Source organism: Rhizobium sp. H4 (assembly GCF_003013335.1).
Taxonomy (GTDB): Bacteria; Pseudomonadota; Alphaproteobacteria; order Rhizobiales; family Rhizobiaceae; genus Rhizobium; species Rhizobium sophoriradicis.
On sequence record NZ_PSOW01000015.1, the window covers coordinates 66054 to 79725 of the forward strand.

10 protein-coding genes, 1 tRNA gene and 1 pseudogene are annotated in these 13672 nt (G+C 59.9%); 8 read left to right on the forward strand and 4 right to left on the reverse strand.

Going from position 1 to position 13672, the window contains the following annotated elements; genetic code table 11:
* Positions 1–14: 14 nt before the first annotated feature.
* The 3 genes from yidC to rpmH are packed head-to-tail and all read right to left on the reverse strand — an operon-like array spanning position 15 to position 2362.
* Entirely contained in the window at positions 15–1805 is a 1791-nt protein-coding gene (gene yidC / locus C4N04_RS22360) for a membrane protein insertase YidC (RefSeq protein ID WP_106797050.1), read from the reverse strand.
* Positions 1805–2206, reverse strand: a complete 402-nt coding sequence (rnpA, locus tag C4N04_RS22365; RefSeq protein ID WP_039617616.1) for a ribonuclease P protein component — start codon at positions 2204–2206, stop codon at positions 1805–1807. Before rnpA ends, yidC begins: the two co-directional genes overlap by 1 nt.
* Before the next feature lie 21 nt (positions 2207–2227).
* The gene (gene rpmH / locus C4N04_RS22370) at positions 2228–2362 is read right to left on the reverse strand and encodes a 50S ribosomal protein L34 (RefSeq protein WP_008524438.1); all 135 of its coding nucleotides are present in this window, start codon (positions 2360–2362) and stop codon (positions 2228–2230) included.
* A 421-nt stretch (positions 2363–2783) separates the two neighbouring features.
* Here rpmH and C4N04_RS22375 point away from each other — a divergent pair, with 421 nt between their 5' ends.
* From C4N04_RS22375 to C4N04_RS22385, 3 genes are all read left to right on the forward strand, one after another.
* Positions 2784–4784, forward strand: coding sequence for a methyl-accepting chemotaxis protein (locus tag C4N04_RS22375; RefSeq protein ID WP_106797051.1), 2001 nt, complete (start codon positions 2784–2786; stop codon positions 4782–4784).
* A 419-nt stretch (positions 4785–5203) separates the two neighbouring features.
* A complete protein-coding gene (locus tag C4N04_RS22380) occupies positions 5204–6724 on the forward strand; it encodes a HAMP domain-containing sensor histidine kinase (RefSeq protein WP_106797052.1) in 1521 nt (506 codons plus the stop codon).
* 123 nt (positions 6725–6847) lie between these two features.
* Positions 6848–6924 (forward strand) — tRNA-Arg (locus tag C4N04_RS22385).
* 128 nt (positions 6925–7052) lie between these two features.
* Here the strand turns inward: C4N04_RS22385 and C4N04_RS22390 are convergent.
* Positions 7053–7955 (reverse strand): LysR family transcriptional regulator, encoded by a 903-nt coding sequence (locus C4N04_RS22390; protein ID WP_106797053.1) that lies wholly within the window; start codon positions 7953–7955, stop codon positions 7053–7055.
* A 168-nt stretch (positions 7956–8123) separates the two neighbouring features.
* Here C4N04_RS22390 and C4N04_RS22395 point away from each other — a divergent pair, with 168 nt between their 5' ends.
* From C4N04_RS22395 to C4N04_RS22420, 5 genes and pseudogenes are all read left to right on the forward strand, one after another.
* Positions 8124–9452, forward strand: a complete 1329-nt coding sequence (locus C4N04_RS22395) for an alkyl/aryl-sulfatase (RefSeq protein ID WP_245425649.1) — start codon at positions 8124–8126, stop codon at positions 9450–9452.
* Positions 9453–10091: 639 nt separating this feature from the next.
* Positions 10092–11045, forward strand: a complete 954-nt coding sequence (locus C4N04_RS22405) for an MBL fold metallo-hydrolase (RefSeq protein ID WP_096762985.1) — start codon at positions 10092–10094, stop codon at positions 11043–11045.
* Between the two features lie 125 nt (positions 11046–11170).
* A complete protein-coding gene (locus tag C4N04_RS22410) occupies positions 11171–11923 on the forward strand; it encodes an SDR family oxidoreductase (protein WP_096763103.1) in 753 nt (250 codons plus the stop codon).
* A gap of 57 nt (positions 11924–11980) precedes the next feature.
* Positions 11981–12406, forward strand: a complete 426-nt coding sequence (locus tag C4N04_RS22415; protein WP_096762984.1) for a cupin domain-containing protein — start codon at positions 11981–11983, stop codon at positions 12404–12406.
* A 68-nt stretch (positions 12407–12474) separates the two neighbouring features.
* A pseudogene (locus C4N04_RS22420) lies at positions 12475–13514 on the forward strand (mechanosensitive ion channel family protein).
* The last annotated feature ends 158 nt before the right edge of the window (positions 13515–13672 follow it).

Below are 13672 nucleotides of genomic sequence, written 5' to 3' on the forward strand. Positions count from 1 at the left end.
GGGGCTTGCGAGCATCATTTCGATGGCGCCGGTTTTCGCCGGAACATGCCCTTCAGATTGTCGAAGAGTTCGATCTTGACGCCATGGCGCTTCATGATCAGTCCCTGCTGCGCCACCGAGAGCGTGTTGTTCCAGGCCCAGTAGATGACCAGGCCGGCCGGGAAGCTTGCCAGCATGAACATGAACACCAGCGGCATCCAGTTGAAGATCATCGCCTGCGTCGGATCGGGCGGCGTCGGGTTCATGCGCATCTGCACGAACATTGTGATGCCCATGATCAGCGGCCAGACGCCGAGATGCAGCAACGCCGGCCCCTCGAAGGGCAGCAGGCCGAAGAGATTGACGATCGTCGTCGGATCGGGCGCCGAAAGGTCCTTGATCCAGCCGAAGAAGGGCGCATGCCGCATCTCGATAGTGATGTAGATCACCTTGTAGAGCGAGAAGAAGATCGGGATCTGCAGCGCCACCGGCCAGCAGCCGGCGATCGGATTGATCTTCTCTTCCTTATAAAGCTGCATCATCGCCTGCTGCAGCCCCATCCGGTCGTCGCCGAATTTCGTCTTCAGCTCCTCCATCTTCGGCTGCACGCGCTTCATGTTCGCCATCGAGGCATATTGCTTGCTGGCGAGCGGGAAGAACAACAGCTTCACGACGATGGTCGTGCACAGGATCGCCACACCGAAATTGCCGAAGAAGCGATAGAAGAAGTCCATCATCTTGAACATCGGCTTGGTGATGAAATAGAACCAGCCCCAGTCGATCAGCCGGTCGAATTTCGGGATCGAATAGCTGGCCTCGTAGCCGTCGATAACGGGAACTTCCTTGGCGCCGGCAAAGACCAGGTTCTTGAGCTCGATCGATTGGCCCGGCGCGACGGTGAAGGCATCGTCCTTGTAGTCGGCCTGGTAGCGTGGCTGGCCATCGGCAAAATGCGAGAAGCGCGCTTCATAGGCTGACGTCTGCGGCGGAACGATCGTCGCCGCCCAATATTTGTCGGTGATGCCAAGCCAGCCGCCGGTGGATTTCGCCGGCATGACGGCTTCCTTCTCGACGGCGGAGTATTTTGTTTCGACGAGGCCGTCATCGCCGATGACGCCGATGAAGCCTTCGTGCAGGACGTAGACGGAGGGCGTCGTCGGTTTGTTGTAACGCGTGACACGGCCGTAGGAAGACAGTGATACGGGAGCTTGGCCGGTATTTTCGATCTTGTCGGCGACGGTGAACATGTAGCGCTCGTCGACGGAAATCGTCCGGGTAAACGTCAGGCCCTTGTCATTTGTATAGGAGAGCGTCACCGGCGTTTTTTCAGTGAGCTTGGCGCCTTCCGGTGCCGTCCAGAGCGTCGTGGGACCGGGGACGGCGCCCGTCGCGTCGCTGCCGATATAGCCAAGCTCGGTGAAGTAGCCGTCCTTGGTGTCTGCCGGGCTGAACAGGGTGATGATCGGGCTCGAGTCGTCGACGGTCTCGTGATAGCCCTTGAGCTTCAGGTCGTCGAGCCGCGCGCCGGCAAGGTTGATCGAGCCGGAAAGGGCAGGAGTATCGATGACAACGCGCGGGTTCTTTGCCAGCGCCTGCTCGAGGGTCGCCGTCGCGGCCGCCTGGCCGGAAGGTGCCGAACCGCTTGTCTGGGCCGGGGCCTGGCCGCCTGCGGGCTGCTGCACCTGCTCTGTCTGCTGCTGCGCCTTCTGGGCTTCCTGCGCCTTGCGCTGGGCCTCGATGCGCGGATTCATATAGAGAAACTGCCAGCCGAGGACGATCAGCACCGAGAGAGCGATCGCAATGAAGTAATTGCGGTTGTTTTCCATCATACGTTCCTGGGGCGTCCGTCTCCGGAGCGCCGGTGTTTCGGCCTGGTTTCCACGCGAAGCTTCAGCTCCGCGGCCAATTCCTGGAAGGACGCGTCAAGCACGTCCCTGCGCGCGACAACCACATAGTCGTGTCCGGGCCGCATTGCAAATCCCGCATGAAGCCGCACCGCCTCTTTCAGGCGGCGGCGCATGCGGTTCCGTTCGACCGCGTTGCCATGTTTTTTGGTGACTGTGAATCCGACGCGGGCCTGGCTGTCGGGTTCCTTCCGGTCGAGGACTTCGAGAAGGAAGAGAGCTCCGCGGCGTTTTTCGCCCTCGCGCACGGCAAGAAACTGCGGGCGGCTCTTCAGCCGCCCGACAGTGTATTTCTTCTCACTGGTCGTCAATTCGCCCGCCATCTCTTACCGGGCAACCCGGCCTTAAGCCGAAAGACGCTTGCGGCCCTGCGCGCGGCGGGCAGCGATGACCTTGCGGCCACCCTTCGTGGACATGCGCGCACGGAAGCCGTGGCGACGCTTGCGAACAAGCTTGGATGGTTGGTAGGTACGCTTCATTTATTTAAACACCGCGGAGTGCGGCCCTTCTTGAATTTGCATGATGCAAGGAGCGTTGTTTTTCGAACGGGCGGCCCATGAAAGGCTTGAATGACCGGACGTGCGGCGGCTTATACGGATGAAGCCCGGCAAAGTCAATTATAGCCGATAATTTCACTTGCGCGGGCGCCGCCGACTGCGGTTTTCGCATTGTGGTGTTAATAAATCCGCGACGCTCCGAAAGGTTGTACTTCGCCCCAAAATCAACAAAAAAAACCCTATGTTTCAATAATTTGAAGCCGAAGGGGATGGCTGGATCGGCAATAATTCCTGCGCATAATCGTAAATACTGGAAATCTAACTTTAATCAATTTCGCCGATATTCAGCGTATCGGCTGGGGGAACTGCTTTCCAAGCTGTGGTGTAGCTAGGAGGCATTGCATTGAAGATCCGCGGGAAAATTAATCTGCTGGTTTGCGTGATGGGCGCGGTGGCGCTTCTGATCGGCGCAACGGCATTATCCGCCATGCGTGAATACAGCCGCAATCTCACGGCTTACGAGCACGCCGCCGCCCGCGCCTATGCCGGCGAACGTCTCAACCGTTTCGTCACGGCCGTCGTCATGGAATCGCGCGGTATTTACGCGGCCAAGTCGATCAAGGATACGCCGAACTTTGCCAAGGGCCTGATGGCTGGCCTCGATGAAATCGACAAGGTCATCGCCGGCTGGGCGCCGCTGGTGCCCGAGGACGAAAAGGACAGTTTCGCCAAGCTGGTCGCGCGCGCCGCCGAATTCCGCACCTTCCGCACGGAAACGGCACGGCTGGGCACCGAGGTCGGCCCCGAGGCCGCCAGCGCCCAGGGCAACAACGAGGCGAATCGCGCCAACCGCAAGGCATTCCAGGCCGAGATCGACGTGGTGGTCGCCACCGACAAGGCAGCGCTTCAGGCCGTCAGTGATGAGATCGAGAGCTTCCGTTCCTGGGTCCTGATGCTCGTCCTCGGCATCACCGGCATCGGCATCGCGGTCGGCGTCGGCATGGGCTTTTATATCGGCACCAGCCATCTCAGCCGTCCGATCAAGCGCGTCACCCATGCGATCAAGGAAGTCGCCGACGGCAATTTCGACGCGGAGGTTCCCTTTGCCGGCCGCAAGGACGAAATCGGCGAGATGGCCGCCGCCGTCGCGGTGTTCAAGCAGAACGGCCTGGCCATCAAGCGTCTGAACGCCCAGGAAGCGGCAATGCGTGCCGAGAGCGACGATCTTCAGTCGAGCATGTCCGTCGTCGTCGCCGCGGCTGCGGCCGGCGATTTCAGCCACCGCATCGACAAGGATTATCAGGACGAGAACCTCAACCGGTTCGCCGGCAACATCAACACGCTGCTGTCGAGCGTTGATGCCGGCATCGGCGAGACCCGCCGGGTCATCGCAAGCCTTGCCGAAGGCGACCTCACCCAGACGATGAACGGCAACTTCCAAGGCGCCTTCGCCGAGCTGCAGCAGAATGTCAACAACAGCTTCGTGACGCTGCAGGCGACGATGCGCGAAGTGCGCCAGACGACGGAAGCGATGAACGGCAACACCGCCGAGCTGCGTAATGCCAGCGACGACCTGTCGAAGCGCACCGAACAGCAGGCGGCCGCCCTCGAGCAGACCTCGGCGGCGCTCGATCAAATCACCGCCGTCGTCCAGAATTCCACCGAGCGGGCGCATGAAGCCACCGTCATGGTGTCGGAAGCCAAGGAAAATGCCGGCCGCTCCGGCGTCGTCGTACGCAATGCCGTCGAGGCCATGGGCCGCATCGAGCAGGCCTCGCGCGAGATCAGCCAGATCATCAACGTCATCGACGAGATCGCCTTCCAGACCAATCTATTGGCACTGAATGCCGGAGTTGAAGCGGCCCGCGCCGGTGAGGCCGGCAAGGGTTTTGCCGTGGTCGCCCAAGAAGTGCGCGAACTTGCCCAGCGCTCGGCAACGGCCGCCAAGGACATCAAGGCGCTGATTACCAAGTCGGGCGACGAGGTGCAGGTCGGGGTGAAGCTCGTCCAGGCGACCGGCGAGGCGCTTTCCGAAATCGGCACCCGCGTCATCGCCATCAACGATCATATCCATTCGATCGCCACCGCCGCGGTCGAGCAGTCGACCGGCCTCAAGGAGGTCAACACCGCCGTCAACCAGATGGATCAGGTGACGCAGCAGAACGCGGCGATGGTGGAGGAAACCTCCGCCGCCACCCACAGGCTTTCGGCCGAAGCCAACGGGCTGGTGCACCTCATCGCCCGCTTCAAGCTGTCGGATGGGGCAGCACCCGTGGCGCTTGTCCGCAACGAGCCGCACCGGCAGCCGGTCGCCTCCCCCGCCCGCCGGGCGATCGCCAAGGTCGCCCGCGCCTTCGGCGGCGGCAGTGCCGCCCCTGCCGAACAGAGCTGGGAAGAGTTCTGATCTCCACCGGATCACGCATCGTCGAGCGCCGCCTTCGGGCGGCGTTTGTTTTTCTGCCCGGTTCGTGCCGGCAAAGACCCCGCCCCAAACCCCTCCCCACAAGGGGGAGGGGCTTAACCTGTCGCACCGGCGCTTCCCACTTCATCTTCTCATCCGCGGAAAGGCTGATATTTGGCGCGCGGGCGCCGCAAATTAGTCCCTCCCCCTTGTGGGGAGGGGTTGGGGAGGGGCCTTCCTCCTCCCGGCCGGGCGCTTCTTTGTGACGACGTGACGCTGATCGCAAAGATTTGAAAGCGGAGCCTGTTGGTCTAATATAAGGCTCCAGAGCATGATGCCGAAAAGTGTAAGCGGTTTTCGGACGACATCATGCTCTAACTAGCGATAGGGCGGCCGCATGCCGCTAATCGGGCGAGACTCAAATGCCGGTTCGAGACCAGGGCAACGATCCTTCGGCAGACATCCCGGCGGCCGGCGAGGCCGCCAAGGGGCGGTGCCCGTCTGCCGGCATGTTCGGCGGATTGTCCGGCAAGCTGCTCTGGCTCACCGTCGTCTTCATCATGCTCGCCGAAATCCTGATCTTCTTTCCCTCGGTTGCCAGCATGCGCATGCGCTGGCTGCAGGACAGGCTGAACACCGCCGCCGCCGCCGCCATCGTCATCGATGGGCTGCAGCCGATCGAGCTGCCGCGGGCGCTGCAGAAGGAGACGCTGGAGGCGACCGGCACCAAGGCGATCGTGCTGCGCAAGGAAGGCACCTCGCGGCTCCTGGCGACAACGGACATGCCGACCTCGGTCGACGAATCCTACGATCTGACCGACGTGCCGCCGCTGACGGCGATTCGCGACGCGCTCGACACGCTGATTTTCGGCGGCGGCAGGATAATCCGCGTCTACGGCCCCGTCGGCGACACCCAGGTCGGCGTCGAAGTGGTGATGAAGGACCGGCCGCTGCGCACGGCGATGTTCGCCTATTCGCGCAATGTGCTGCTGCTGTCGGTGCTGATCTCGCTGTTCACGGCGACGCTGATCTTCTTTGCGATCAACCGCCTCCTCATCGGCCCGATTCGCCGGCTGACCGGCAGCATGCAGCAATTCTCCTCCGACCCCGAAAACCCCGCCCATGTCTATATCGGTGACGGCGGCCGCGACGAGCTGGCGGTCGCCGGCCGCAATCTGACCTCGATGCAGATGGAGCTGCAGAAGACGCTGAAGCAGCAGAAGAACCTCGCGGCCCTCGGCCTTGCCGTTTCCAAGATCAACCACGACATGCGCAATATCCTGGCTTCCGCCCAGCTGATGTCGGACCGGCTGGTCGATGTCGATGATCCGATGGTCAAGAGCTTCGCGCCGAAGCTGCTGCGCACCATCGACCGGGCGGTCGGTTATACCACCGAGGTGCTGTCCTACGGCAAGGCGAGCGAATCGGCGCCGCGCCGCCGCCATGTCCGGCTGCTGGAACTGACCCAGGATGTCAGGGACATGCTGGCGATCGACCCGCAAAGCGGCATCGAATTCATCGAACAGTTCGCTGCCGATCTCGAGGTCGATGCCGATGGCGAACAGCTTTTCAGGGTCATTCACAACCTCTGCCGCAACGCACTGCAGGCGCTGACCGCGCCGGGTGAGGGCGGCCCGGGCGCCGTCAGGCGCATCACCGTCTCCGCCCAGCGCGTCGGCAGTGTCGTCAGCATCACGGTGGACGATACCGGTCCCGGCATGCCGTTGAAGGCGCGCCAGAACCTCTTTGCCGCCTTCCGCGGTTCGGCCCGCTCCGGCGGCACCGGCCTCGGTCTCACCATTGCCCGCGAGCTGGTGCTCGCCCATGGCGGCACCATCGCGCTTGTGGAAAAACCGACGGTCGGCACCCAGTTCCGCATCGAAATCCCCGATCGCCCGGTTTCGCTGGACGATTACCGCAACCGGACGCACAGCGAGAAGTGAGGGAATTTCGCCCACCGCGGCCGCAAACAGGCAAACGCGCGATTTTTTCAGAAATGCTCTTGCATTGTCCGAAAGGACCCTTTAGAGGATCGCCCACGCAAGCGGCACCGCCGCTTCCGCCACGCACCCGTAGCTCAGCTGGATAGAGCACCAGACTACGAATCTGGGGGTCAGGAGTTCGAATCTCTTCGGGTGCGCCATTTCCATTCATTGTCGCTTGCCACGCTAATTTGCCTTTTTGGCCACTATGTTGCCTTTCCGGCTAAGCGTCGGGGCTCCATCGGGGTTCAAGCCCTTCTCCGGGATCGCGGTGCAACCGCTATTGGAACTACTCCTCGTCCGACGGAACCCTGCAACTGTCCTCGATGATCGAGAGATGCGCCGAGCAGAAGTCGAGATAAGCCCGAACAATCGTGGATGGATGCCGTTGGCGCCTGTAGACGAGGTGCAAAGCAGTGTCCGGGAAAGGATGCTTGGGCAGCAATTCTAGGAGCTCGCCCTTTTCTAGAGGTTCCGCGGCGAGGAACGAGGGCAATTCCGTCGCAATGTCCCCCGCAACGGCCCTTGCCCTCAAGTGAAGATAGTCGTTCACCGTGAAAGTGGCTGAGACTTGGTTCGCATGACCGCCAAGCATCCAGACGGGGCGGGCGTCGAGGGCGGACCCCCATGCGGCGCAGGGATATCGGCTGAGATCGGCCGGCTGGTTCAATCTGCCATGCCGTTCGACCAGTCTGGGGCTGGCGACAAGGACATGCCGGAACGTGAGCATATGTCGGGCGACAACCGCATCGTCGGCGATCGCGCCAACCCGTAGCGCGACATCGACCCCGTCCGACAAGAGATCAACACGTCTTTCCGTCGAATAGACGCTGATCTGAATGTCCGGATGGGCGCGTTGGAACAGGCCTAGTAGCTCCCACCAGGGTTCGAAGGATTGCGGTAGCGACAGGCGAAGGCGTCCGACCAGTCGCGCCTGCGCACTCACAATCAAGCGCTCGGCCTCCTGCAGCGCCTCTATCCCGCCGCTGGCGTGCTCGAACAATCGCGATCCGGCGTCCGTCACTCGACAGCCACGGGCGGTGCGCTCCAGAAGCTGCACTTTCAGGTGACTCTCGAGTTCCGCGATTTTGCGACTCAAGGTCGGAAGCGGAACTCCCATTCGCGTGGCGGCAGCAGAAAGACTGCCCGTCTGCGTGACCGCGATGAACATGCTGACAGCGTTGTAATCCATAAGGTGCCTATCGCTGGTGAGAGGCGGCTTGTCAAATCGCTGGCTACCGTTTTGTAAATGAGCATCTTACTTTTCGCCCTCACCTAGAGCGGCCGAATGCTCGCCGCTGGCCATTTTGGAGATAGGGGTAAGATGTCAGGCTCATTGAAACGCAAAGTAGGAGTCGTCATGGCTATCGCAACAACACTCGGGATGACGGCTCCGGCTTTCGCTGCCGACGATTTCTCAGGTCGAGACAGACTGAGGGCGCACTCGCAGGAATTTCGCAAACGCGTCGAGAAAGTTTCCGAGGGCGTCTACGCCGCGATCGGCTACTCCGCCAGCAATGTCACCTTGATTCAGGCCGAAGGTGGCTCGATCATTGTCGATACTTCGGCCAATCCGGTCGATGCCAAGGCGATCGTTGAAGCCTTCGGTGATCGGATGACCCACCCTGTGCATGCGATCATCTATACCCACAATCATCCCGACCACACAGGGGGTGCAACAGTATTCGCAGGCGGTGACAAGCCTCGAATCTATAGCCACAAGCTTCTGGTCACGGCCAAGCCGGACATAGGTCGAGGACGTCGTGACGGTGGCGATGCGTTTGGTATCGCTCTGCCTGACGATCAGTTCGTCAACGCCGGCACGCAGTTGGAATACGGCAGGGTGACGCCTCATACCCGCGAGGGGTTTTTGCCGCCCACCCAGACCTTCGACGGCGAGGAAGAAAGCCTGACGATCGCGGGCGTGCCGATGCAACTGATCCTCACGCCTGGCGAGGCCGACGAGAACGTCTCTGTCTGGCTGCCGGATCGTAAGGTCTTGATCGCGGGCGACGTGTTTTTGAAGACCTTTCCCAACATAGCGCCGCTGAGAGGTCTTCCGACGCGTCCCGTGGAAAAATGGATCGCCAGCCTGGACAAGCTGATTGCGCTCAACGCTGACTTCATCGTGCCTGGCCATATGGGCACGATCAGCGGCGCAGACGAAGCGAAGGACGCGCTCACGTCCTACCGGGACGGTATCAAGTTCGTCTACGACAAGACGATGGAAGGAATTAGCAAGGGCAAGACCCCCGACGAGTTGGTTCAGGAGATAAACCTGCCCGCCGAGTTGCGGCAACATCCATACCTGCAGGAATATTACGGTACTGTCGCCTGGGCGGTGCGTGGGATCTATTCACAAAACGCCGGCTGGTTTGACGGCAACCCGACACATATCTTCCCGCTGACCGACAAGGAACGGGCAGCAAAGCTGGTGGCGATGGCTGGCGGTCCAGCGAAGATGATGGAGCATGCTCAGGCGTCGCTTTCGGACGGCGAATTCCAGTGGGCGGCGGAACAGGCTGATTATGTTATTGCCCTTGAGCCACAGAACGGCGCTGCAATGATGATCAAGATCCGGGCGCTCCGGGAACTCGGTGGACGTCAGATGAATGCGACCGCCCGCAACTACTACCTGACGGTGGCGCAGAGCTTGGAGAACGGCGCTCAAGACAGCCGATCCAAGTAGTGGGCAACTTTGCTGCGGCGGCAAAATTGCGTCGTGAAAGTGAATGAAAAATAGCTATGCGGCGCGTTAGGGGGAGGTTGCAGGAGGATTTCCAACTAGCTTCCCTCCGGTCTTTTCCACGATGCACCGTCGCAGGCGCTTTCTGCAATTCCGTGTCCCACGTTCCTTCACAAGGGAACATGGTCACAGACTAAATCCATTGCGCGTAGAATTCCTCACCCGTGCGGTCACCACCAACACCGCTCATCGAAGATTCGGGTTGCTTCAATAACGTCTGATGGATCCACGATCGATCGTAAGCTGGGGACCAGCCTTCTGCCATCATTGAGCCGATATCGCCAGGATATCCGCCGGTCGAGGCGCTCCAGCATCCAGATGAATCACATCGGCCGCATTCAAGTGACCGCCGAAACTTTGGACACTTGCCGAATGCGCATGGTTGGCAGCAATCGCTCTACAGCGGCAGCAATCGTTCTGGCGCAGCCGCAAATCAGCTTCGATAGAACATCAGAGGACACGCCAGCAGTGGGTGTGTCGCCAATAGCCTTAGACTTCACCGGCGAGCGTGCTTCCAGTCTAGCCAGGAAGGGTAAGCCACCCAGAATTTAGCACCAAGATAGAACGCAGGAGTTTTGAAAGATGAACCAGATGATCAAGAACTCTCAGAAGGCAAACATTAAACTGGACAACACCTCCCAAACGGGCAGGTTGGGAACCGAAGAACTGGTTCCGTCACGCTACGCGCTGCGGATCGGCGAGATTGATGTCTTGGTGGTTAGCGATGGAGTGCTACCGCTTCCAACCGAAATGTTGGGACACAATGCCGCCCCGGCCGACCGGGAAACCTGGCTGGGCGACATGTTCCTGTCGAAGGACGCTTGCGACTGGGCGCTGAACGTAGTTGTGGTGCGCAGCGGCGCTCAGACCATACTCATCGATGCTGGACTAGGGTTGGATCCCGACTTGAACTTGCCGAAGGCCGGGCAGTTGGTCAGGCGACTGGAGGCCGCCGGCATTGATCTTGGTTCGGTGACCGATATTGTGTTGACCCATATGCACATGGACCACGTTGGCGGGTTGATCGTTGGCGGAGTGAAGGAGCAGTTGCGTCCGGATCTACGGATTCACGTGGCCGCCGCCGAGGTCAAATTCTGGGAGGCGCCCGATTTCTCTCGTGTGCACATGCCGGCAGGATTCCCGGACGCGCTTCGGGCTGCCGCCAAGCGGTTCGCGGAAGAATATCACGGTAATTTGCGCCTGTTCGATGAGGAATATGAGGTAGCGCCGGGAGTGGTCGTTACCCGCACCGGCGGCCATACCCCCGGCCACAGTATCGTGCGTCTGACGTCCGGCAGCGACCGATTGATGTTCGCCGGTGACGCCGTGTTCACGGTCGGCTTCGACCACCCCGACTGGCACAACGGTTTCGAACACGATCCGGAGGAGGCTGCACGCGTTCGGGTTCGGCTCTTGAAGGAGCTGGCAGCGACTGGCGAACTGCTGGTGGCCACGCATATGCCATTCCCGTCCACCGGCCACGTCGCCGTCGAAGGTGACGCCTTTCGTTGGGTACCGATTGCCTGGGATTACTAACGCCACTTGAGTTGGGGCCGAGCCGGCACGTGTGCCCTTGAAGGTTATAACCGGTTCGGCCTTCCCCCTAATCACTATCGAACGATGCACCCCATTTGGTTGGGAAGCTGCATATGGAGGTACTTATGAAAATCGTGATCATTGGCGGAACGGGATTGATCGGTTCCAAAACTGCCGACCGCCTACGAAAGAAGGGGCATGAGGTCATTGCCGCTGCCCCCAAAACCGGTGTTAACACCCTAACCGGCGAGGGCTTAGCGGAAGTACTTGAGAATACAGAGGTGGTGATTGACCTCGCGAACTCGCCCTCGTTTGAGGATAAAGCCGTGCTCGAATTCTTTCAGACGGCGGGCAGGAACCTGATGGCCGCGGAAATGGATGCGGGCGTGAAACACCATATTGCGCTTTCCATCGTCGGCACCGATCGATTGCCGGATAGCGGCTATCTTCGAGCCAAGGACGCCCAGGAAAAGATTATTCGGGAAGCCCGCATCCCTTATACAATCGTCCGGTCGACACAGTTCATGGAGTTTCTCGGCGGAATCGCCCAAGAAGGCACAGTCGGGGATACCGCCCGCTTGTCGACGGGTTTCCTGCAGCCGATCGCGTCTGACGACGTAGCTGATTTCGTAGCTGACGCTGCCCTTGCCGTGCCAGCCAACGGCATTATCGAAATCTGCGGCCCCGAGCGAGCGCGGCTGTGCGATTTCGCCGCGCGCTACCTCAAGGCGATAGGAGATACTCGCAAAGTTGTCGCAGATCCGCAGGCCCTCTATTTCGGGACCAAGTTGGAGGACGGGTCACTCGTCTCCGACAATCATCCTCGCATCGGCCGCATCCGTTTCGATGACTGGTTTGCCACAACACCGAGAAAATAACGAGCACACAGGCCGTCAGCGAGGCGGCCGGTGCCTACTCACGAAAGGACGATAGACATGATCAAGTCATTGCATTTTGCCGTTGCGTTGACGGTTCTCCTATCGAGTGCGGCTCTTGCACATGATGCGCTGAATGGCGGCGAGGGCGCGAAGATCACGGTGGTCTATGACCATGAATTGCCGAACGTTCCCGGTAAGAGCATGAAAGGCGTGCTCGTCGAATATGCTCCGGGCGGGTTCTCGGAAGGCCACACGCATCCAATGTCCTCCTTCATTTACGCTACCGTTCTCGAAGGCGCGATCCGCAGTCAGGTTAATGACGGTCCCATCGCGGTTTATAAGGTGGGTGAAAGCTTTTCGGAATTGCCAGGCGATCGCCACGGTCTAAGTGAAAACGCCAGCAAGACTCAGCCGGCAAAGCTGCTCGCTGTCTTCGTGGTCGATACCGCTGAGCAGGAATTGATCTACCCGATCAAGAAATAATCTATCAGGCCGGGCCGCAGTGCTGCTGCCCGGCCGTTCTTTGATGCAACCATAATCGGTGATCTGCCATGTTTGGTGACGACAATTTCGTGCCGCTTCTTCTGGTCAACCTTCTGGGTGCTGCCGGCATCGTCGTTTGGCACATCCAGGGCGGCAACCGCCCGACGAGCCGACTGCTCGTCCAGATCCTGTTCTTTACTGGCATGAGCCTCGTTCTATATTTGGCGGGGATCACGCCGCATCGGCCAGACAGTCTTTATACGCAGGGCTTTGGTGCGCTGCTTTCCAAGTCAGCCAGGATCCTGTGGTGGACTCATCTCGCCTGGGCGATCATCGGTTTCATCCAAATCTACTTTAGATTGAACCGCAAGCCACGCGAAGCGCGTCTCATCTTGGATATGGCCATAGCCGTCATCTATCTCGGAGTGGCGCTGTCCGTTATCGGTTTCGTCTTCGGCATGCCGGTCGGCACGTTGGTCACAACCTCGGGCGTCATAGCCGTCATCTTCGGCCTTGCGATGCAGAATACACTCGGAGACGTATTTTCCGGCGTCGCGCTGACGCTCGGCAGAGCCTATGCAATAGGCGACTGGATACAATTGACCGACGGAACCGAAGGGCGCATCATCGAAACCAACTGGCGCTCCACCAACCTGCTGACCGTTACGCACAATGTCGTCGTGCTACCAACAGCATCCTAGCAAAGCAGGGAGTGACAAATCTCAGCCGTCCTGATGAGACCCACCAAATCGCGGTGCGTGTGCGCATCGCCGCAACGCAAACACCCCGCCTTGTCGAAGAAGTCATGCGGTCGGTGCTACAATCCGGCGTCCTGATCACCAAGAATCCACCGCCGGTCGTCGCCCTAAAAGCCATCGACGCAATCGCCATCGAAGTCGAGTTGCAATTCCGCGTCGACAATGTTGCCCTTCGAACGCCGGCCAGGAACGAGATCGTAGACTTGATTCATGATCAATGCAAAGTGAGAGGGCTTTCTCTGGCCATGCCTGCCGAAAGCCTTGCTTTCGTGCCGGCACCGATGAGAAACCAATATGCTGCCGTAAGTAACGACGCACCGATGTCGATCGATCTAGCTCGTCGCCCATAAAATCCTGCTCCACCGATGCCCTATTCATAAAGCCGGAAGCTGAAGACAAGCATTGACCCGAATAGGTGTGAAGCGAAATTCAAGACGGATATTGAAGAGGGTTCAGCCATAGAAGAGGCGCGCGATCCCGCCGAAGTTGATGGTGCCCGAATGGAGCG

Coding starts and splice junctions, on each gene's coding strand:
- C4N04_RS22380 (WP_106797052.1), top strand. CDS start 5,204: ATGCCGGTTCGAGACCAGGGCAACGATCCTTCGGCAGACATCCCGGCG.
- C4N04_RS22405 (WP_096762985.1), top strand. CDS start 10,092: ATGAACCAGATGATCAAGAACTCTCAGAAGGCAAACATTAAACTGGAC.
- C4N04_RS22410 (WP_096763103.1), top strand. CDS start 11,171: ATGAAAATCGTGATCATTGGCGGAACGGGATTGATCGGTTCCAAAACT.
- C4N04_RS22395 (WP_245425649.1), top strand. CDS start 8,124: ATGGCTATCGCAACAACACTCGGGATGACGGCTCCGGCTTTCGCTGCC.
- C4N04_RS22390 (WP_106797053.1), bottom strand. CDS start 7,955: ATGGATTACAACGCTGTCAGCATGTTCATCGCGGTCACGCAGACGGGC.
- rpmH (WP_008524438.1), bottom strand. CDS start 2,362: ATGAAGCGTACCTACCAACCATCCAAGCTTGTTCGCAAGCGTCGCCAC.
- C4N04_RS22415 (WP_096762984.1), top strand. CDS start 11,981: ATGATCAAGTCATTGCATTTTGCCGTTGCGTTGACGGTTCTCCTATCG.
- yidC (WP_106797050.1), bottom strand. CDS start 1,805: ATGGAAAACAACCGCAATTACTTCATTGCGATCGCTCTCTCGGTGCTG.
- rnpA (WP_039617616.1), bottom strand. CDS start 2,206: ATGGCGGGCGAATTGACGACCAGTGAGAAGAAATACACTGTCGGGCGG.